This window comes from Paraburkholderia sp. GAS348 (assembly GCF_050434205.1).
Lineage (GTDB): Bacteria > Pseudomonadota > Gammaproteobacteria > Burkholderiales > Burkholderiaceae > Paraburkholderia.
The window spans coordinates 171,185-190,408 of sequence record NZ_JBNPVT010000002.1 but is presented as its reverse complement, the minus strand read 5'-3'; the positions used below and the strand labels follow the sequence as shown (position 1 = coordinate 190,408).

At 62.6% G+C, this 19,224-nt stretch carries 15 protein-coding genes; 11 read left to right on the top strand and 4 right to left on the bottom strand.

The genetic code is table 11. The features are described from left to right. The first annotated feature begins 39 nt into the window (after window positions 1-39). Both otsA and P3T22_RS03785 read left to right on the top strand, forming a co-directional pair. Window positions 40-1,452 carry an alpha,alpha-trehalose-phosphate synthase (UDP-forming) gene (gene otsA / locus P3T22_RS03790; protein ID WP_429324257.1) on the top strand — a complete coding sequence of 471 codons (1,413 nt, stop codon included), beginning with the start codon at window positions 40-42 and terminating at the stop codon, window positions 1,450-1,452. 368 nt (window positions 1,453-1,820) lie between these two features. Then, a complete protein-coding gene (locus tag P3T22_RS03785) occupies window positions 1,821-2,888 on the top strand; it encodes a glycosyltransferase family 4 protein (RefSeq protein WP_063496238.1) in 1,068 nt (355 codons plus the stop codon). A 139-nt stretch (window positions 2,889-3,027) separates the two neighbouring features. Here the strand turns inward: P3T22_RS03785 and P3T22_RS03780 are convergent, their stop codons facing one another. The 3 genes from P3T22_RS03780 to P3T22_RS03770 form a co-directional block, all read right to left on the bottom strand. Next, window positions 3,028-3,615, bottom strand: a complete 588-nt coding sequence (locus P3T22_RS03780) for a BPSL1445 family SYLF domain-containing lipoprotein (RefSeq protein ID WP_063496237.1) — start codon at window positions 3,613-3,615, stop codon at window positions 3,028-3,030. Window positions 3,616-3,975: 360 nt separating this feature from the next. After that, window positions 3,976-4,422 carry a hypothetical protein gene (locus tag P3T22_RS03775; protein WP_429324256.1) on the bottom strand — a complete coding sequence of 149 codons (447 nt, stop codon included), beginning with the start codon at window positions 4,420-4,422 and terminating at the stop codon, window positions 3,976-3,978. Between the two features lie 329 nt (window positions 4,423-4,751). After that, window positions 4,752-5,048, bottom strand: a complete 297-nt coding sequence (locus P3T22_RS03770) for a PsiF family protein (protein WP_063496235.1) — start codon at window positions 5,046-5,048, stop codon at window positions 4,752-4,754. Window positions 5,049-5,536: 488 nt separating this feature from the next. On the opposite strand from P3T22_RS03770, the gene P3T22_RS03765 reads away from it, so the two are divergent. After that, the gene (locus tag P3T22_RS03765; protein WP_063496234.1) at window positions 5,537-5,833 is read left to right on the top strand and encodes a YciI-like protein; all 297 of its coding nucleotides are present in this window, start codon (window positions 5,537-5,539) and stop codon (window positions 5,831-5,833) included. Between the two features lie 583 nt (window positions 5,834-6,416). Beyond that, on the top strand, window positions 6,417-7,565 hold the full coding sequence (locus tag P3T22_RS03760) for a DUF6566 family protein (RefSeq protein ID WP_063496232.1): 1,149 nt from the start codon (window positions 6,417-6,419) through the stop codon (window positions 7,563-7,565). Window positions 7,566-7,653: 88 nt separating this feature from the next. Here P3T22_RS03760 and P3T22_RS03755 read toward each other — a convergent pair whose 3' ends face one another. Beyond that, complete coding sequence (locus P3T22_RS03755) at window positions 7,654-9,207, bottom strand: mannose-1-phosphate guanylyltransferase/mannose-6-phosphate isomerase (RefSeq protein WP_063496231.1); 1,554 nt, start codon at window positions 9,205-9,207, stop codon at window positions 7,654-7,656. Between the two features lie 644 nt (window positions 9,208-9,851). On the opposite strand from P3T22_RS03755, the gene P3T22_RS03750 reads away from it, so the two are divergent. The 7 genes from P3T22_RS03750 to P3T22_RS03720 all read left to right on the top strand — a co-directional run bounded on the left by P3T22_RS03750 (window position 9,852) and on the right by P3T22_RS03720 (window position 19,224). Next, complete coding sequence (locus P3T22_RS03750) at window positions 9,852-11,249, top strand: undecaprenyl-phosphate glucose phosphotransferase (protein WP_063496230.1); 1,398 nt, start codon at window positions 9,852-9,854, stop codon at window positions 11,247-11,249. A 90-nt stretch (window positions 11,250-11,339) separates the two neighbouring features. After that, window positions 11,340-12,794: a UDP-glucose dehydrogenase family protein gene (locus P3T22_RS03745; protein WP_429324255.1), complete on the top strand. Its 1,455-nt coding sequence runs from the start codon at window positions 11,340-11,342 to the stop codon at window positions 12,792-12,794. Between the two features lie 48 nt (window positions 12,795-12,842). Continuing rightward, window positions 12,843-13,298, top strand: coding sequence for an exopolysaccharide biosynthesis protein (locus P3T22_RS03740; protein WP_063496228.1), 456 nt, complete (start codon window positions 12,843-12,845; stop codon window positions 13,296-13,298). Continuing rightward, on the top strand, window positions 13,292-14,512 hold the full coding sequence (locus P3T22_RS03735; RefSeq protein WP_429324254.1) for a polysaccharide biosynthesis/export family protein: 1,221 nt from the start codon (window positions 13,292-13,294) through the stop codon (window positions 14,510-14,512). Before P3T22_RS03740 ends, P3T22_RS03735 begins: the two co-directional genes overlap by 7 nt. A gap of 158 nt (window positions 14,513-14,670) precedes the next feature. Then, window positions 14,671-16,869 carry a polysaccharide biosynthesis tyrosine autokinase gene (locus tag P3T22_RS03730; protein WP_429324459.1) on the top strand — a complete coding sequence of 733 codons (2,199 nt, stop codon included), beginning with the start codon at window positions 14,671-14,673 and terminating at the stop codon, window positions 16,867-16,869. A gap of 74 nt (window positions 16,870-16,943) precedes the next feature. Continuing rightward, complete coding sequence (locus P3T22_RS03725; protein ID WP_063496225.1) at window positions 16,944-17,876, top strand: glycosyltransferase family 2 protein; 933 nt, start codon at window positions 16,944-16,946, stop codon at window positions 17,874-17,876. Between the two features lie 88 nt (window positions 17,877-17,964). Continuing rightward, a complete protein-coding gene (locus tag P3T22_RS03720) occupies window positions 17,965-19,224 on the top strand; it encodes a glycosyltransferase (RefSeq protein WP_429324253.1) in 1,260 nt (419 codons plus the stop codon).

Below are 19,224 nucleotides of genomic sequence, written 5' to 3'. Positions count from 1 at the left end.
ACATCGGCCGCGCCGTGCGAACCAAGGAGGGCTGCCAACATGGGCCGACTGATCGTCGTGTCGAATCGCGTCGCAACACCGACGGAAACCAAAGGATCGGCGGGTGGCCTTGCGGTCGGCGTGTTCGGCGCGCTGAAGGATGCAGGAGGCGTGTGGTTCGGCTGGAGCGGCGACGTGGTGAGCGAGACCGTCGCCAACGCTGGTCCGACGCTGGAGCAGGACGGTGCCGTGACCTTCGCGACCGTCGGGCTGACGCGCAAGGACTACGACCAGTACTACCGCGGCTTTTCGAATGCGACGCTGTGGCCGGTATTCCACTATCGCAACGACCTCGCGCGTTACGAGCGCGAAGAGTACGCGGGCTACCGGCGCGTCAACGCGTGGCTCGCGCACAAGCTGATCAGGCTGCTCGAAGCCGATGACGTGCTCTGGATTCACGACTACCATCTGATCCCGTTCGCCGAAGCGCTGCGCTCCGAAGGCGTCACGAACCGCATCGGCTTTTTCCTGCACATTCCGTTTCCCGCGCCGCAGATTCTGCTCAACATTCCACCGCACGAAGAGTTGGTGAAATCGCTGTCGTGCTATGACCTGCTGGGCTTCCAGACCACGACCGATGAACTCGCTTTCCACGACTACGTGACACGCCACGCGCGCGGCACCGTCAGCGGCGGCAATCAGGTCGAAGCCTTCGGCCGCAAGTTGCGTACGGGCGTCTATCGGATCGGCGTATTCCCCGATGAAATCGCCGAACAGGCCAAGCGCTACGAAAGTCGCCAGCACGTACTCGATCTGAAGCAGAGTCTGGAGGGCCGCAAGCTGATCATGAGCGTCGACCGGCTCGATTACTCGAAGGGGCTCGTTGAACGGTTTCGTGCGTTCGAGCAGTTGCTGGAACGCTCGCCCGAATGGCGCGGCAACGTCACGCTTGTGCAGATTGCGCCGCCGACCCGGTCGGACGTCGCCACGTATCAGAAGATCCGCCAGGATCTTGAATACGAAGCGGGGCGCATCAACGGCCGTTATTCGGGCCTCGACTACACGCCGATCCGCTATCTGAATCAGCAGTACGACCGCTGGAAGCTGATGTCGCTGTTTCGCGAGTCGCAGATCGGCTTTGTGACGCCCTTGCACGACGGTATGAACCTGGTCGCGAAGGAGTACGTCGCCGCGCAAAATCCTGACGATCCGGGCGTGCTGGTGTTGTCGATCTTCGCGGGCGCGGCCGCGGAGCTGACCGGCGCGCTGCTGGTCAATCCGCACGATGCGATCGGCATGTGCGAGGCCTTGCAGCGTGCCTTGCAAATGCCGCTCGATGCGCGCCAGCAGCGTCACGAGATCAACATGGCGGCGCTGCGCAAGAACGATCTCGGCGTGTGGCGCGATACCTTCCTGAACGATTTGCGCAATGTGCCCGTGCAGAAGCCGGGCAAAGGCGGTGGGCATAAGTGATGGTGCGTTTGAACGATGTAGTGTCAGCGGGCGCCCGGTGGTGCGCGTCGGTTCGAAAGCCGTCTGCGTGCCGAGGGCGTTGGCCATTGCGGGGTATCGGTCGCTGCGCGAGTTGATCGTATCGCTCGGGCAGTTGAGATAGGGCCACCCGGTTCCTTCTCGACCATGTAAGCTGAATGTAACAGCGCACAGGAATTGCAAAGCCGAGGGCTTTTTTGTTGCGCCCTGGTGAATAATGCTTTGATGCGGATGGTGCAGGAGGACACCCGGCGTTCACTGCATCAATGGAGAGGGACCGGCGCTGTCATACGCAGCGCCGCTGACGTGCACCGCCATTGGCGCAAGCCGTCAGTTCACGGAGACAAAATATGAAGATTGCGCAGATCGCCCCTTTGACCGAATCGGTGCCGCCAAAGCTATACGGCGGCACAGAGCGCGTCGTGTCCTACATCACCGAGGCGCTGGTCGACCTCGGCCATGACGTTACGCTATTCGCGAGCGGCGATTCCGTCACGAGCGCAAAGCTCGAACCGGTATGGCCGCGCGCGCTGCGTCTGGATCCGGGGATCCGCGATCGCATCGCGCCCCATATGCTGTTGATGGAACTGGTGCGCCGCCAGGCCGAAAACTTCGACGTGCTGCATTTTCACCTCGACTACTACTCGTTTTCGGTCTTCAAGCGTCAGGAGACCCCCTTCGTCACGACGATGCATGGCCGCCTCGACTTGCCCGAGCAGCAGCCGGTATTCGACACTTTCAATACCGCGCCGGTGATCTCGATTTCGAATTCGCAGCGTCATCCGTTGCCGCAGGCCAAGTGGCTCACAACCGTCTATCACGGTCTGCCGGAGCAGCTCTACACGCCGCAGCCCGTCGAGCAGAAGTACCTCGCGTTTCTGGGCCGTATCTCGCCGGAAAAACGGGTCGATACCGCAATCCGGATTGCCGGGCGCTGCGGGATGCCGATTCGCATCGCCGCGAAGGTGGATGCCGCCGACCACGAATATTTCGAGCGTGAGATCCGGCCGTTGCTGGACTTGCCGCATGTCGAGTTCATCGGCGAGATCGCGGATAACCAGAAGGCCGAGTTTCTATCGGGCGCGCATGCGCTGCTCTTCCCGATCGACTGGCCGGAGCCGTTCGGCCTCGTGATGATCGAAGCGATGGCGTGCGGCACGCCGGTGATTGCGTTTAACCGCGGCTCGGTGCCGGAAGTGCTGGACGACGGTGTGACCGGCTTTATCGTCGAAGACGAGATCGGTGCGGTGGCGGCGGTCAATCGCCTGCATAAAGTGCCGCGGGCGGGTGTGCGGCAACGCTTCGAAGAGCGCTTCACGTCGCACCGGATGGCGCAGCAGTATGTTGACGCGTATCAGTCGGTGATTCGCGCGCAGAAGCGCTCGCGCTTCAAGGTGATCGATACGTCGGGGAGCTGAGCGCGTAGCGTCGCCTCACGCGGCAAAAGAGCGGCGTAGCGTCGCCTCACGCGGCAAAACGAAAAAGAACGGCGACGTGCCATGCGCATCGCCGTTTTTTATTGCTGCGGCGCTCAGGGCCGGCCAATGGAGCGCGGGCCTAGATTTTCAGGCGCGACACCTTGGTGCCCTGCAGCGAGATATCGGCCATCAGGCCGGAGTTGGTCAGCACGAATACTTCGACCGGGGCGGTTGCCGTGGTCGTGTCGATCGCGCCGTTGGCGCCCATCTTCACCAGCGCGACGGAGGCGTCGCCGCCCGCCGACCAGCCGTCGGCGTTGCGGAATGTGTCGAGCGAGTCCTGCGTCATGAACAGGAAGATGATGGCCTTCGACTGCGCGCCTGCCGTCAGACCGAGCGAGCCGGAAACCGTGCTGTAGTAACCCACTGTGCCGCCGCCGACGCGCAGCGCACCTTCGCCATACTGGCCGCCGACGATGAAGCCCGCTTGCAGCACCGACGGGAACACCAGTACGCCGCGCGCCTTGGAGACGAGTTCGCGCGAACCTTTCACGGTCGTGAACAGGCGCGAGATGGTGCCGTCGACGCTGGCATCGATCGACTGGCGTTTGGATGCATCAGTGGAGGGCGTGCTTGGACTGCTGCTGGTGGTCGTGCAACCGGTGAGGGCAAGGCCTCCGAAAGCGAGCGCAGCGGTCGTCTTCAACATGAAGTTTCGTCTTTGCATCGTTTTTCTCCGTCGTGGTTCCTGGGCACAACCTCATGGGTGTTGCCGGGTTGCCTTTAAGTTATATCACACGCAAGCGGGGAAGGCGTACTTCGCCGTTCGGCGAAAAGCCTTGTGTGGCGGGGGTTTGCGACCCATCGCAGGGCGGGTTGATGTAATTTTGACCGGCTGCGGGAGAGCGTTAAAACGACGCTCGGACAGGGCGTTCGAATGGGTCCCCGACGAATCGTGCCGGGCAGGGGCGGGCTCGCCGGCGGGTGCACTGGACCGTCTCAAGGACCCGTTTTTACCGATTTTTCGCGGTCACGATTCGCGTTGAAATCGAACTGAAAGTGTTGCCTTCGCGCTGCATCCGCATCCTCACCCGTGGTTCACCGGACTTTTGACAGGCGGGCGCCGCAGCGCGCGGCGAATCATCCCGATCAACACGCCGATCAGGAACAGCGTGATAGCCGGCACGATCCAGTAGCCAACGAACGCATGCCAGAGGTAAGCCATGAGCGTAGAGCGGCGCACGCCATATTCGTTGCGGGCGTCCTGCTGGCGCGGCGCATTGGCGGCCAGCACATCGGCCGGGCAGCCGGCGGATTGCGCCTCGTCAGGCTTGCCATGGCAGCGCGCGGGCGCGCCGGCGGCGCGTTGTGCGTCGGTGAAATTCCAGGTGGTCAGCGCGCGGTCGAGGTCGACGGCGTTGTACGCCATTTCCTCCCGGATCTCGCTGACCGCAACGATCGCCACGGGCACGGCCCAGAATATGATGACGACCAGCCACCGCCTCAACCAGCGGTTTTTATGCTTCGATACCATCCTTGCCTCCGATGGGTGCTCTGCAGCACCAACGACAAGATGGCGGCCCGTCTAATGTTGTGTGTGGGGGTGGGCCGTCTCCGCAGCCATCATAGAAGAAAAATGGCGCATTCGCGCGGATGGACAGCGAAGGAATCTGTGGCGCGAGAGCGGTTGCCGGGGAAATGAACTGCGAAGAAGAGCAGGAGTAAGGACCGAAGCAAGGACCGAAGCAAGGACCGAAGCAAGGACCGAAGAACGGCTGCCGCCGCGCCGGACAGCGGCGCGGCCCCGTTCGAGCAATGCGCCGTTGAACGCGCGGCGTGTGGGCTGCGCCGATTGCCTCGCGTTCAGTTAGCCGGCGCGGACGACAGGCAGGTCTTCATGAACGTCTTGCGGTCGTCGCCCTTCTTGTCGCCGGCTTGCGTGTTGCACGCCTTCATCTTGTCCTGCTGGCTCATCGGTGCTGCGGCAGCCGGCTTGGCGGACAGGCAGGTCTTCATGAACGCCTTGCGGTCGTCGCCTTTCTTGTCGCCGGCCTGCTTGTTACAGTCGGCCATTTTCGTTTGCTGGCTGTTCTGCGCGAACACCGGCGATACGAGGACAGCACCCAGCACCAGCGTAGCGATAGCGGATTGGATTTTCATGTGACACTCCATCGGTGGTGAAAACGTTTTTTTGGCGGCTCATGCGCACGGGCGTCAAGGGCGTCCAGGGCGCCTCGCGCACGTCCGTTATGGCAAATGCTGTCCAGGGCGCATCGGCACGTCCGTTATGGCAAATGCTGTCTGCCAGAACGGACAAAGGCGTGCTCCGGTTGACAAGCGCTCACGCTGGTTTTCACCTACACCGCAAGGATGGCGATGCTCCGGCGAATGAAACGGCTGAATCGCAGCAGTGCAGAAATATGATATGCAATCCGGAATAATTGGCGCGGCGCATGCCAATGAATTGGCTCACCGTCATTTGAAATAGGTGATCAAATATTAAGCATTAGATCCACATTGCTGCAGATGCAAATGAATAGGAAATCCGCGAAAAATACCATTGACTACCCTATGGGTAATCTTGACTCGAATTCCTGCGCCGATGCGCCGCCCACCGTCTTCGTCACGCGAACCAAAGGAGGCTCGCCATGCACTATCTGTTGATCTATGACCTCGTACCGGACTACCTCGAACGGCGTGGCGCGTATCGCGACGCCCATCTGACGCTCGCCTGGGCAGCAGCGGCGCGCGGTGAATTACAACTGGCCGGCGCGTTGACCGAGCCCGTGGACACTGCCGTGCTGCTCTTCGAAGGCGACTCTCCTGCAGCCGCCGAAGCTTTTGCCAGAGCCGATCCGTATGTGCTCGCGGGGCTCGTGGCGAACTGGCGCGTACGCCAATGGATGACTGTGGTGGGTGCGGGCGCGGCGAACCCGGTGCGCTAGAAGCAAGCCGCTCGGCCACGCTCGCGCGGCGCCGAGAGGAAGGCGAACAGCATGAAGAAGCGCCGCGTTCGCTTGCGCGGCCCGTGCGCCTCGATGCCAGTCAGGTGCTGGCCATCCGCTGCGCCCGCGCGCTTCCCGGCCGGGGAAAAATACGCCAAAAGCACATGAAAATGCATTGTGGATCAAATGCCTGTTTCGTAAAGACAATTCGCCGAATTTGTCGTGTCATTGTGCTGTGCAATAGTGTCTTTCGAAGCTGGAACCGACAGCCGTTCTGTTACAGCAATGCGTGAAATGACGCAGCAAAAAGGACAAGATTGTTTCCATCCGTAACACTTGTCTCAACGATATTCATGCAAACCCTGGTGATGGTATGCTTCGTGCACAAATTCTCCCACGCACGAGTGAGACCACGTTTTGTGCTTCGCAATAGGGACAAATCGCACTAAGTCAGTGCGATATTGACCAACAGACAGAACGTACAAAACATATTTGTGCAACCGAGGGCTGCACACGGATCGTGAAAGTTGAATCCGTGGCCGCCCAAAGCCGCGGCCCGGCCAGGCTGCGTGGAGAAAACCCCATGTTTTTTGATGAGCTAAGCAATGACGAATGGGCGCTGCTAGCAGCGCTTGTGTCCGATGAGCCGGCCGTTCGTCTGAACCGACGCGGACGGCCCCGCGCCGAACCGCGCATCGTGGCGAATGCCGTCCTGTGGATTTTGACAACTGGCGAACCCTGGTCGAAGCTGCCGGGGCGCTATCCGTCGGGCCCCACATGCCGGCGCCGTTTTGAAGAATGGCAGTTGAACGGCACCCTCCTCGAGATGGTTCGGCTGTTGTCGCAAACCGGGCGCACCTTCGCGTACGTCCCGCAACCGGCACCGCCCGTCACGGCCAAACCGGCAGCACCGGTAGCGGAAACCCCCAGCGTGCGCGACGAAAGTCTGCGTGGTGTGTCGTGGAAGAGCCCCGAATCGTGGCAAGCGCCCGGTGTCTCGAGCAGCCTGAGCAACTGGCGTCCGGCCGATCCGATCGCCGATATCACACGCCAGTTGTCCGGGCTGACGAACGTGCCGCCGGTGTCCCGTGCATCTTCGGCGTCTTCGTCGCCCTCGTCACTCGCAGCACGGCCTGCCGTGCGCGCCGGTGTGCAAGGCACGCACGAAGCGCGAGCGGTGGACGCGGCCATGCATAGTCTGGATTCGGCCATTGCTTCGGCACGCCGCACGCAACAGCTTGAGGAGCAGCGCAGCCCGCTGTCGATGAATCTCGCGCCGCGCGGCACGCAGGTCGCCGACCGGCGCGGCTATGTGATCTACGTTGCGGCGGAGCAGGTTCCCAACGCCATGTATCGCGCGTGGGCGGAGATCATGAAGGACGGCAAACGCGTCGAGCGTTCCGGCCTCGTCGGCCCGCGCTTTGAAGAGGCCGACGAAGCGGAGCGATACGCGCTCGAATGGGCGCGGCAGTGGATCGACCGCGAATGCCGCACACAGGCTGCAGCCGACGCCGCACCGGCAGTCAACGCGGCGGCGGCGCGCCCGTTGCCGGCCATGCGTCATGTACCGGCGCCGGTCACGGTGAATCACGGCGGCCCTTTGCACAGTCCTTTCAATGCGTTCCGTGGACCGCTGCGCCGTTACCCCAGCGAACCGGCAGCGCCTGCGACCGAAAGCAGTGAATCAGATCGTTTCCCGCTGTACCCGGAACTCATCTCCCAAGCGGGATGAGCACGGCTGTAAGCGCGGCGGCTAGCGCAGCAGCACCCCGCGGCCGTTAGGAGCAACCGCCGCAGGTTCCCGCTTCATCCGTTGTGAATCATTGACGTCCATACGTGTCGTCGAAGCGCACGATATCGTCTTCGCCGAGATACGAACCCGACTGCACCTCGATCATTTCGAGCGGCATCTTGCCCGGGTTCTCGAGACGGTGGGTGACGCCCAGCGGAATATAAGCCGATTCGTTTTCGGAGACGATGAAGCGCTCTTCACCCCGCGTGACGAGCGCGGTGCCGCGCACGACGATCCAGTGTTCCGCGCGGTGATGATGCATTTGCAACGAGAGCCGTGCACCGGGTTTCACGACGATGCGTTTCACCTGGAAGCGCTCGCCGGTGTCGACGGAATCGTAGTTGCCCCACGGGCGATGCACCTTGCGATGGTTGGCCGCCTCCAGCCCGCCATCGTTGCGAATCCGTCCGACAATCTTCTTGACGTCCTGCACGCGCGATTTGTCCGCGACCAGAATCGCATCGGCCGTTTCGACCACCACGAGATCCTGCGTGCCGACGCAGGCAATCAGGCGTCCTTCCGAATGCGCGAAGGTCGAAGCCGCCCCTTCGAACATCACGCGGCCGCGGCCCACGTTCTGGTGGGCGTCTTTCTCCGAGATGTCCCAGATCGCGTCCCACGAGCCCACGTCCGACCAGCCCGCCTGCAGTGGCACGACCACGCCGGACGCGGCGGTCTGATCGTTACCCAGTTGCTCCATCACCGCGTAGTCGATCGAATTCGACGGCGAGGCGCTGAACGCGTCGCGTTGCAGGCGGAAGAAATCGCCGTCCGCTTTGCCGCCTGCGAACGCCGCTTCGCAGGCTTCGTGAATCGCCGGCTGGAAGTGGCGGATCGCCTTCAGCCAGGTCGACGCGCGCATGATGAAAATGCCGCTGTTCCACCAGTACTCCTGCGATTCGATATAACGCTGCGCCAATTCCAGATGGGGCTTTTCGACGAAGCGATCGAGCTTGTGCGCGCCGATCTTGCCGGCTGCATCGGCGTCTGTTGCGCGAGCGTCGTTAGGCATGCAGAGCGCTGCGCCGATGCGGATGTAGCCATAGCCTGTTTCCGCACGCGTCGGCACGATGCCCATTGTCACGATATGGCCGGCAGCCGCATGCTGTACGCCGGCGGCCACTGCCGCATGAAAACCGTCGATATCGGTCACGGCGTGATCGGCGGGCATCACGACCATGATGCCGTCCTCGTCCTGCGCGGCGATCGAAAGGGCGGCCACCGTCAGCGCCGGCGCCGTGTCGCGCCCGGCGGGCTCGAGAATCAGCCGGGTCGGCTTGCCGCTCGTGCGCAATTGCTCGGCGGTGGTGAAACGCTGTTCCTCGTTGGCCACGACGACGAGCTGCTCCGCGAGCGGGTGGCCGGCTTCGAGCCCGTCGAGCCGACGAGTGGTCGACTGCAGCAGCGAGTCGTCGCCGAGCAGGCCAATCAGTTGTTTCGGATGCTGTTCGCGCGACATCGGCCACAACCGTGTACCGGAGCCGCCCGCCAGAATCACGGGATGAACCTTGAGTTTGACGTTAAGGGGCATAGCTTGCGTGGACCGGGTGTCGGCGGGAGTGGCCGTAACCGGAGCTGTCATGATGGACTCCTCGAGGCTGGGTGAATGCGTCGATTTTTATCACGAAGTAAGGAATCAATAAAAGCGCGTTAAATAGAAACTATATAAAACGTCCAATAAATTTAGCCGTTTCATGAAGGAAAAATGTCCGATTAATTTTTAAAAAAGAAAAATTACCCGAAAAAAATAGCGGGCAATTTTTTTCTCGATGGAACGATGGAAAATGGAGGCGAACGACGCGATGTAAGCTTCGTAGGAAAACAGGAAAATTGACTCACTGCCGCCTCCAGAAAGGCGATAAAAGGATATCTCAAACGCCAATTCGGTAACAATTGCCGTACAAAATTCAGAAAAAATACCGAAATTTTGACCGATACATTTTGAGATATTTTGCTGTCTTGCAGTCCGAATTTTAATGTCGCTTTATCTATACCTGTACAAGGGTATTCACTCATTCAGACACCTGATTTCCAAATCGCCAGTTCAGGAATTTTTTATCTGGAAGGTGGCAGGGCAATTAGCACCGGTTCAATCAGTTTCGCGTCGCGCATGTATCTGGCGGGCGCGAATACCGGCGTTGCGCCCCCGGCGGCAGGACTTGTGAGTGTGACGGGAATTCAATCAACCAACGGATGGCACTTGACTGACGAACTGAGGGGCACCGCATGCTGAGCGTTCTATCGAGAATCATCGACATCGCAATGGTCGCGCTAGGCGCCGCCATTGCGACGGCCGTGCACAGCGGGAAATTGGTGTGGCTGGACGACGTCCAAAGCGTGTCGCTCGCGTTCGACTGCTTGCTGGTGGTGGTGTTTTTTCCCGCGCTGGGGATCTATCAGTCGTGGCGCGGCAAGCCGCTCTACGACCTGCTGTGGCGCGTCGCGGGCGGTTGGGTGATGGTCGAAGTCACCGGCGTGCTGATCAGCTTCAGCCTGCACCGCTCGGACAGCCTGTCGCGGCTATGGCTCGTGTACTGGGCAGTCGCCACGATCGCGCTGCTGATCGTCACCAAGGTGATCGTCTATTCGATCCTGCGCGGACTGCGCCGCGAAGGCTTCAATCAGCGCGCGGTGGCGATCGTCGGCGGCGCACCGTACGGGCGGTTCCTGATCGAACAGATGCGCAGCCGTCCGGAAGCGGGCTTTAGTCCCGTCGTGGTGTTCGATGAGGACGGCACGATCAACCCTTACGAAGACCCCGACGCGAGTGACTCGATCGAAGGCGTGCCGGTGGAGCGCGATTACGCGCGGATGCTTCAACTGGTGCGTCAGCGCGCGATTCGCGAGCTGTGGCTCGCGCTGCCGATCTCGAAGGAGAAGGCGATCCACCGTTTCGTGATGGACCTGAAGAACGACTTCGTGAACATCCGCTTCATTCCGGACGTGCGCAGCCTCACGCTCTTCAATCAGCCGATGGTCGATCTGCTCGGTGTGCCGGCGATCAACCTGGCCGCCTCGCCGATCACCGATCTGCGCGTGCTGCCCAAGCGCGTGTTCGACCGTCTGTTCGCGCTGGCGGCATTGACCGCGCTGTCGCCGGCGATGCTGCTGATCGCGGTGATGGTGAAGCTGAGCTCGCCGGGCCCGGTGTTTTTCCGCCAGAAGCGCAAAGGTATCGACGGCAACCAGTTCGAGATCTACAAGTTTCGCTCGATGAAGATGCACAAGGAAGAGGCCGGCCGGATCACCCAGGCCACGCGGCGCGATCCGCGCATCACGGCGGTCGGCGCGTTCCTGCGGCGTACCAGCCTCGACGAATTGCCGCAATTCATCAACGTGCTGCGCGGCGAGATGTCCGTGGTCGGTCCGCGCCCCCACGCGCTCGAACACGACGACATCTACAAGGATCTGGTGAAGGGCTACATGCACCGTTACCGGATCAAGCCGGGCATCACCGGATGGGCGCAGATCAACGGCTATCGCGGCGAAACCGACCGCATCGAAAAGATGATGGGCCGCGTCAAGCTCGATCTGTACTACATGCAGCACTGGACCTTCTGGCTCGACATCAAGATCGTCGTGCTGACGCTGTGGAAGGGCTTTGTGGGCAGCAACGCTTACTGAGCGCCGTATTGACCGTTTATCGGGCAGTGGCTGCGCAACGCATCGCGCGACGGCTCTTCTGAATCAATTCCATTTTCCGAGGTGTAATAGATGAACCTGACGATCATCGGTAGTGGCTACGTAGGCCTCGTAACGGGCGCATGTCTGGCCGACATCGGCCACGACGTGTTCTGTCTCGACGTCGATCAGCGCAAGATCGACGTGCTCAACAACGGCGGCGTGCCGATCCATGAACCGGGTCTGCAGGAGATCATTGCGCGCAATCGCAAAGCAGGCCGTCTGACGTTTTCGACCGACATCAAGGCCGCGGTCGCGCACGGCGACATCCAGTTCATCGCGGTCGGGACGCCCTCCGACGAAGACGGCTCCGCCGACCTGCAATACGTGCTGGCCGCCGCACGCAACATCGGCCGCCATATGACGGGCTTCAAGGTGATCGTCGACAAATCGACGGTGCCGGTCGGCACGGCTTCGCGCGTGCGCGACGTAATCGCCGAGGAACTGGCTGCGCGCAACGCGAGCCACATGTTCTCCGTGGTGTCGAATCCGGAGTTCCTGAAAGAAGGCGCGGCCGTGGAAGATTTCACGCGGCCCGATCGCATCGTGCTCGGCTGCGACGAAGACGCGCCGGGCGAAAAAGCGCGCGAACTGATGAAGCGCCTCTATGCCCCGTTCAACCGCAATCGCGAGCGCACGCTGTACATGGACGTGCGCTCGGCCGAGTTCACCAAGTACGCGGCCAACGCGATGCTCGCCACACGTATCTCGTACATGAACGAACTCGCGAATCTCGCCGACCGCGTTGGCGCGGATATCGAAGCGGTGCGCCGCGGCATCGGTTCCGATCCACGGATCGGCTACGACTTCCTGTATGCCGGTTGCGGTTACGGCGGTTCGTGCTTCCCGAAAGACGTGCAGGCGCTGATTCGCACGGCAGCCGACCACAAGGCCAACTTGCGCATTCTCGAGGCGGTGGAAGCCGTCAACGACACGCAGAAAAAAATCCTCGCGCACAAGATCGTCGATCGTTTGGGCGAAGACCTGTCGGATCGCACCTTCGGCGTGTGGGGTCTCGCCTTCAAGCCGAACACGGACGACATGCGCGAAGCGCCGAGCCGTCCGCTGATCGCCGAACTGCTGCGCCGCGGCGCGCGCGTGAAGGCCTACGACCCGGTTGCGATCGACGAATCGAAGCGCGTGTTCGCACTCGATCTGAAAGACGTGCCGCAACAGCATGCGCGCCTGTCGTTCGTGAACGAGGAGATGGAAGCGGCAGAGGGCGCCGATGCACTGGTGATCCTCACCGAATGGAAGGCGTTCAAGAGTCCGGATTTCGATTCGCTCAAAGACAGCCTCAACACGCCGCTGATTTTCGACGGCCGCAATCTGTACGAGCCGGACGCGCTGCTCGAACTCGGTATCGAGTATCACGCGATCGGCCGTCAGCACGCGCTGCGCCATGCGCCGGCGAAGGTCGGCGCGAACGGTCTGCCGATCACGGCCGGGTCGGCCCGCTCGGCCCACCCGGTCGAGGCCGCCCAGTAAGTTGGCCCATACGCCGCTGCGCCGCCACGTCTCGTCAAGGAGCCCGCTATGTTCGCCAACGTTCTGATCGTCTGCCACGCCAACGTGTGCCGTTCGCCCGCCGCCGAAATGCTGTTCAAGTCCCGGCAGCGCGCGGCGTCGCGCTCGTCCTCGGCGCCGATCGCGTTTCATTCGGCGGGCCTGCGTGCCGTGAACGGCCACGGCATGGACCCGGTGATGCGGCGCCTGCTCGACGAGCAGGGCGTCGCCTCCGGGATCCACTATTCGCGGCGCCTCGACCGCCAGCTCGTGCGTTGCGCCGACCTGGTGCTCGTCACCGAGCGCACGCAGGTGGGCGCGGTCGAAGCGCTCGATCCTGCCGCGCGCGGCAAGGTCTACCCACTCGGCAAATGGGAAGCCGACTCCGACGTCGCCGATCCGCACGGCCACGTGGAAGCCGACTATAGGGAGAGTCTCGTGCTCATCGAACATCTGGTCATGGGATGGCTGAAAAAAATATGCTGATGAAAAAACTCACTGCACACACATTCGCGAACTGCAACTCGAAATTCGCCGCCACGCTTTTGCTGACATCCTTTCTGTCGGCCTGCGCTACCGCACCTGGCAATTACCTCGACACGTCCCGTCTGAAAGACGACGGTCAGCACCAGAGTCAACAAGCTAACGAAACCTATCCGGTCCATCTGATCGACGGCCCGCTGGTTGCGGCGCAAGCGCAGGCGCAAGCCTCCGCCGCGCAGGCGGCGTTGCCGGCTTCGCACTTTGCCGACCCATCGCAGTATGTGTACCGGCTCTCGCCGCAGGACATTCTCGGCATCACCGTGTGGGATCACCCTGAATTGACCACCCCGCAAGGCAGCACGCTGTCGGCGGGCGGCAACACCACGCAGAGTATCGGCGGCGCGTTGCAGCAGCCGTACACGGCCGCGCTGCCGGGCCAGGCCGATCCTTACGGCCAGACCATTGCCGCCGACGGCACGATCTTTTTCCCGTTCGTCGGCCGCATCAGGGCAGCGGGCAAGACCGTGGGCGAAGTGCGCGATCAGTTGAGCGCCGGCCTCGTGCGCTACATCCGCAATCCGCAGGTCGACGTGCGCGTGCTGTCGTACCGCGGCCAGAAAGTGCAGGTGACCGGCGATGTGAAGACGCCGGGCCCGCTCGCCATCAGCGACGTGCCGCTCACGCTGGTCGACGCGATCACGCGCTCGGGCGGCACGAACAGCGACGCCGACATCCAGCGTGTGCGCCTCACGCGCAACAACAAGCTGTACGTGCTCGACGCCAACCGCATGCTCGACCAGGGCGACACCACGCAGAACGTCATGCTGCAAAACGGCGATGTGATCAACATCCCGGATCGCAGCGACAGCCGCATCTTCGTGATGGGCGAAGTGAAGACGCCGATCCAGCTGCCGATGTTGAAGGGCCGCCTGACGATCGCCGACGCGCTCACCCAGGGAGGCGGCATTCTCGACACGGACGCCAATCCGCGCCAGATCTTCGTGATGCGCGGCATGCGCGAGCATCCGACCACGCCGGACGTGTACCGCCTCGACATGACACAGCCCGACGCGATCATGCTGTCGTCCCAGTTCCAGTTGCAACCGATGGACGTCGTGTATGTGGGCACCGCGGCTTCGACCACGTTCAACCGTGTGTTGCAGCAAGTCCTGCCGAGCGTACAGACGCTGTTCTACCTGAAGCAGTTGACGAGATAACCGTCTGAGCCGTCGACAGGCCCGCGCCGCTCTCAAAGGGCGCGGGACCGAAGCAAACGCCGAGGCAAACGCGCAAGCGCATGCCAAAGCACACGCTGAAGCCCACGCCGAAGCAACCGAAACGGGATCGAATTGTGAGCAACCAAATCTCTCCACACATGGCCGGTCCGATCAAGACCGAAGAAGAGGACGTCGTCCTCGGGCAACTGGTGCAGGTGATCCTCGACGACATCTGGTGGCTGATCGCGATCGCCGGCGTGATCGTCGCGCTGGCCGCCGCGTACTGTTTCCTCGCCAAGCCGATCTATTCGGCCGATGCGCACGTGCGGGTCGAGCAGTCCGACAACACCTCGCAGGCGCTCACGCAGACGCAAACGGGCGCGGCCATCACGACCGGCTCGACTTCGCTGCCGACCGACGCCGAAATCGAAATCATCAAGAGCCGCGGCGTAGTCGGCCCGGTGGTCCAGCAACTGAAGCTGAACTTCAGCGTCGTGCCGAAGACGATTCCGCTGCTTGGCAGCATTGCCGCGCACATGGCGACGCCGGGCCAGCTGGCGCAGCCGTGGCTGGGTCTGGCTTCATACGCCTGGGGCGGTGAAGACGCCGAGATCGATTCGCTCGACGTGGTGCCGGCGCTCGAAGGCGAGAAGCTGACGATGAAGGTGTTCGACGAACAGCACTACGAACTCTATGCAAAGAACGGCACGCTGCTGCTGCGCGGCCAGGTTGGCCAGCAGGAACAGGGCGGCGGCGTGACGATCCTCGTCAACAAGCTGGTGGCCCGGCCGGGTGAAGAGTTCACCGTGACGCGCTTTAACGACCTCGACGCGATCACCGCGTTCCAGTCGGCGATCACCGTGCAGGAGCAGGGCAAGCAAACCGGCGTGATCCAGATCTCGCTGGAAGACAAGAGTCCGGAGCACGCTGCTCTGGTGGCCAATGCGCTCGCGCAGTCGTATGTCCGTCAGCACGTGTCGAACAAACAGGTCGACGCCAGCAAGATGCTCGACTTCCTGAAGAGCGAAGAGCCGCGCCTGAAGTCCGATCTCGAACGCGCCGAAGCCGCGTTGACCGCTTACCAGCGTCAATCCGGTTCGATCAATGCGAGCGACGAAGCCAAGGTCTACCTCGAAGGCAGCGTGCAGTACGAGCAGCAGATCGCCGGTTTGCGTCTGCAGATGGCGCAGCTGACCGAACGCTACGGCGACGACCATCCGATGCTCGTGGCCGCGCGCCAGCAAATGGCCGAACTGGAGGCACAACGCGCCAAATACGCTGACCGCTTCCGCGATCTGCCGGCGACCGAAGTGAAGGCCGTGCAGTTGCAACGCGACGCCAAGGTGGCGGAAGACATCTACGTGCTGCTGCTCAACCGCGTGCAGGAATTGTCGGTGCAGAAGGCCGGTACCGGCGGCAATGTGCATATCGTCGACCAGGCAATGCGCCCGGGTGCGCCGGTCAAGCCGAAGAAGGTGCTGATCCTGTCGGCGGCGGTGATTCTGGGCCTGATCTGCGGCACCGGTTTCGTGTTCCTGCGCCGCAATATGTTCAAGGGCATCGACGACCCCGACCATATCGAGCGCGCGTTCCATCTGCCGGTGTACGGTCTCGTGCCCTTGAGCGCCGAACAGGCTGTGCTCGAAAGCGGTTTCCAGCGCGGCGGCGAACGCCTGCGCTCGGTGCTGGCGAATGCGCGGCCGAAGGACGTCACGATCGAAAGCCTGCGCAGCCTGCGCACCTCCATGCAGTTCACGATGATGGACGCGAAGAACCGCATCGTCATGCTGACAGGTCCCATGTCCGGCGTCGGCAAGAGCTTCCTGACGGTCAATCTGGCCGTGCTGCTCGCGAACTCGGGCAAACGCGTGCTGATGATCGACGGCGATATGCGTCGCGGCGTGCTCGAACGCTATATGGGCGGTGCGCAGGACAACGGCATGTCGGAATTGCTGAGCGGGCAGATCTCGCTCGAAGAAGCGATCCGCACCTCGAACATCGAAGGCTTGAGCTTCATCTCCTGCGGCCGCCGTCCGCCGAATCCGTCGGAACTGCTGATGTCGCCGCGTCTTCCGCAATACCTGGATGGCCTCGCCAAGCGCTACGACGTGATCCTGATCGACACGCCGCCGGTGCTGGCCGTGACCGATGCGTCGATCATCGGCGCCTATGCCGGTTCGACCTTCTTCGTGATTCGCTCGGGCGTGCACAACGAAGGCGAGATCGCGGAGGCACTGAAGCGCCTGCGCGCAGCCGGCGTGCACGTGCAGGGCGGCATCTTCAATGGGATGCCGGCGCGTTCGCGCGGCGGTTATACCCATGGCTATGCAGCGGTCGAGGAATATTTGAGTACCTGAGTCTGAGCATCTGAGCCCCAGGCTAAGCCCATTGTTCCGATCCCAGCGCAAACACGATAGAAGAGGACATCACGATGAAAGTGACGGTACTGGTTCCGACTTACCGCCGCCCGGCCGATCTGGCGCGCTGCCTCGCCGCGCTGCAACGGCAGTCGCGCGTGCCGGACGAAGTGGTGGTGGTCGCGCGCGCCGACGACGAAGCGACTCATGCCTGCCTGCGCGATCCCGCCGTGCCGGGCACGTTGCCGTTGCTCGTCGCGCCGGTGGACGTGCCCGGCCAGGTCGCCGCCCTGAATCGCGGACTGGATGCGGCCAACGGCGACGTGATCGCGATTACCGACGACGACGCCGCCCCGCATGTGGACTGGGTCGAACGGATTGCTGCTGCGTTCGAAAGCGATGCGCGCCTCGGTGCGCTGGGCGGCCGCGACTGGGTGCATGAAAAAGGCCGCGTGCTGGACGGCGAGCGGCCGCTGGTCGGCAAGGTCACGGCGCACGGCAAGATCATCGGCAATCACCACCTGGGTGTGGGCGGCGCACGCGAAGTCGACATTCTGAAGGGCGCCAACATGAGCTACCGGCGCGAGGCGGTGCGCACGATCCGTTTCGATCAGCGCCTGCGCGGCGCGGGCGCCCAGGTCCACAACGACATGGCTTTCAGCCTCGCCGTGAAGAACGCCGGCTGGAAGCTGATGTACGACCCGCGCGTGGCCGTCGACCATTTCCCGGCCGAACGTTTCGACGAAGACCGGCGCGACGCGCAAACCATGACGGCGTTGCGCAATGCCGCTTTCAATTTCCACCTGATCCTGCGCGACCAGTTGCCGCCGCTGCGCCGCGAAACCGCGTGGTGGTGGTGGACGCTGGTCGGCACGCGGGTGTATCCGGGCCTCACGCACGCCGCGCTCGCGCTGGTTTCGAAACAGGCGGGTCTGCGGCTGTCGCGCTGGCGTGCGGTGCGCACCGGCGCGCATGAAGCGCGCCGTGCACTGTCGCGGATCGCGTGACCCAATCGTCCTGCACGTTCGTGCATCGGCACTCGCGCCTGCTCGCGCATGCCGATGCTCCTTTCCACCGGCAGAGCGGAGTGTCTGCATGAGTACGAAAGTTCACGTTCATCTGTTTTACGGCGCCGACCCGCGCTTTTACCGGCCGGGCGACAACATCGGCTGTCTGTATGGGTATCACCATGCCGAATCCGATGCGTTCGCGCTGACCTATTCGCAGGACGCGCGCGAAAGCAAGCCGGTGCGGTTGCTGCGCCGCGCGCTGAAGGCGGCGCTCGGGTTCGACTTCATCCATACGTGGCGCAACCGCGACGAAATGCTGCGCTCGGACGTGATCTGGACGCATACCGAGCAGGAATGGCTGTCCGCCGCGCTGATGCTGCTGCTGAGCGGCCGCAAGGCCGGCCCTGGTGCAGCACCCTTGCTGTTGGCGCAAAACGTGTGGCTGCTCGATAAATGGCCTTCCTACGGGATTCTGCGCAGCTGGCTGTATCGCAAGCTGATGACCCGCGCCGACCAGCTAACCACCCTCGCCAGCGAAAACGCCGAACTGTGCCAGCGCTACTTCAATCGCGACGCGAAACCGCTCTTCTACGGCCTGAACACGCAGGACTTTCCCGTGAAGGCGCCGACCGAATGGACACCGCATACGCCGATCCGCATCGCCGCGATCGGCAACGATCGCGACCGCGATTGGGAAACGCTCATCAAGGCCTTCGGCAATGATGCGCGCTACACGGTGAAGCTCGCGACACGCCGGCGGATTCCCGCTTCATTGCGCGCGCCGAACGTCGAGATCGCATTGTTCTCGGGCATCAGGAAACAGCATGAACTCTACGACTGGGCCGACGTGATCGTGGTGCCGCTGCGTCCGAATTCGCATGCCTCGGGCATTACGGTGATGCTGGAAGCGGCGGCGGTCGGCAAGCCGATGGTGGTCACCAACGTCGGCGCGCTGCAGGATTATTTTCCGGCGGACGAGGCGGCTTATATCCCGCCGTTCGACCCACAGGCACTGCGCGAGGCGGTGGATCAGCTCGCCGCCGCTCCGCTGGATGCATTGCGCCAGGCACAGGCGGCGGCCGCCGGTTTGCTGTCGCGCGATCTGACCACGCAAAACTATGCCATGCAGCACGTGAGGGTCACGCAGGCGATGCTGCGGGCGCGTGCGGCGTCGCGGGGACGCGTGGCGGCAGGCACGGCCGATGCCGACGCCAACGTCGATGCCGTGGCAACGGCGCCGCGTGCCGCGGCGACCGCTGCCGCTGTGAACCAGCCAGCGCGAGTTCCCGCGGGCAGCCAGGGGCCGGGTCAACGCCCTGCGCACGAATCACGCGGGGGCCTCTAA

What these genes read in the sequence shown, in the direction of transcription:
- P3T22_RS03760 (WP_063496232.1), top strand. Translation starts at nt 6,417, where the DNA reads ATGTTTTTTGATGAGCTAAGCAATGACGAATGGGCGCTGCTAGCAGCG.
- P3T22_RS03780 (WP_063496237.1), bottom strand. Translation starts at nt 3,615, where the DNA reads ATGCAAAGACGAAACTTCATGTTGAAGACGACCGCTGCGCTCGCTTTC.
- P3T22_RS03720 (WP_429324253.1), top strand. Translation starts at nt 17,965, where the DNA reads ATGAGTACGAAAGTTCACGTTCATCTGTTTTACGGCGCCGACCCGCGC.
- P3T22_RS03745 (WP_429324255.1), top strand. Translation starts at nt 11,340, where the DNA reads ATGAACCTGACGATCATCGGTAGTGGCTACGTAGGCCTCGTAACGGGC.
- P3T22_RS03740 (WP_063496228.1), top strand. Translation starts at nt 12,843, where the DNA reads ATGTTCGCCAACGTTCTGATCGTCTGCCACGCCAACGTGTGCCGTTCG.
- P3T22_RS03770 (WP_063496235.1), bottom strand. Translation starts at nt 5,048, where the DNA reads ATGAAAATCCAATCCGCTATCGCTACGCTGGTGCTGGGTGCTGTCCTC.
- P3T22_RS03785 (WP_063496238.1), top strand. Translation starts at nt 1,821, where the DNA reads ATGAAGATTGCGCAGATCGCCCCTTTGACCGAATCGGTGCCGCCAAAG.
- otsA (WP_429324257.1), top strand. Translation starts at nt 40, where the DNA reads ATGGGCCGACTGATCGTCGTGTCGAATCGCGTCGCAACACCGACGGAA.
- P3T22_RS03730 (WP_429324459.1), top strand. Translation starts at nt 14,671, where the DNA reads ATGGCCGGTCCGATCAAGACCGAAGAAGAGGACGTCGTCCTCGGGCAA.
- P3T22_RS03725 (WP_063496225.1), top strand. Translation starts at nt 16,944, where the DNA reads ATGAAAGTGACGGTACTGGTTCCGACTTACCGCCGCCCGGCCGATCTG.
- P3T22_RS03735 (WP_429324254.1), top strand. Translation starts at nt 13,292, where the DNA reads ATGCTGATGAAAAAACTCACTGCACACACATTCGCGAACTGCAACTCG.
- P3T22_RS03775 (WP_429324256.1), bottom strand. Translation starts at nt 4,422, where the DNA reads ATGGTATCGAAGCATAAAAACCGCTGGTTGAGGCGGTGGCTGGTCGTC.
- P3T22_RS03750 (WP_063496230.1), top strand. Translation starts at nt 9,852, where the DNA reads ATGCTGAGCGTTCTATCGAGAATCATCGACATCGCAATGGTCGCGCTA.
- P3T22_RS03765 (WP_063496234.1), top strand. Translation starts at nt 5,537, where the DNA reads ATGCACTATCTGTTGATCTATGACCTCGTACCGGACTACCTCGAACGG.
- P3T22_RS03755 (WP_063496231.1), bottom strand. Translation starts at nt 9,207, where the DNA reads ATGACAGCTCCGGTTACGGCCACTCCCGCCGACACCCGGTCCACGCAA.